This is a genomic window from Halarchaeum acidiphilum MH1-52-1 (assembly GCF_000474235.1).
In the GTDB taxonomy this organism is placed as follows: domain Archaea; phylum Halobacteriota; class Halobacteria; order Halobacteriales; family Halobacteriaceae; genus Halarchaeum; species Halarchaeum acidiphilum.
Genome location: NZ_BATA01000163.1, coordinates 1 through 520, shown reverse-complemented (window position 1 = coordinate 520; position 520 = coordinate 1). Strand labels below are relative to the sequence as shown.

Genomic DNA, 520 nt, shown 5'->3' with positions numbered 1-520 from the left:
GCTCCGTCGGCACGACGATCGACACGTACTGATGCTCGCGCTCGCCTGTCGCGCCTGCGGGCGGACCTACGAGGCGGGCGCGAGCGAGCCGTGGCGCTGTGAGTGCGGGATGGCGCTCGACTTCGCGGAGACGCCGCGCCCGTCCGGCGGTCCCGACATCGACGCGACCGATGGACTCTGGGCGTTCGCTGATCTCCTCCCGACGGACGCGGCGGTGACGCTCGGCGAGGGGTTCACGCCGCTCGCCGGGACGCGCAGTTCAAACTCGACTACGTCTTCCCGTCGGGGAGCTACAAGGATCGGGGTGCGACGGTGATGCTCTCCCGAGCCGCGGAACTCGGCGTCGAGCGCGTCGTCGAGGACTCCTCGGGGAACGCGGGCGCGGCCGTCGCGCAGTACGCGGCCCGCGCCGGGATCGACGCCGAAATCTACGTGCCGGCGTCGGCGAAGTCCTCGAAGCTTCGCGCCATCGAGCGCGCCGGGGCGACGGCCGTCCGGATCTCGGGATCGCGCGCTGACG

Annotated in this window: 1 pseudogene; it reads left to right on the top strand. The window is 72.3% G+C overall.

The annotated features are described in order from the left end of the window. Positions 1–31: 31 nt before the first annotated feature. Positions 32–520 (top strand): annotated as a pseudogene (locus AOZ13_RS13685) (pyridoxal-phosphate dependent enzyme); the annotation flags it as partial.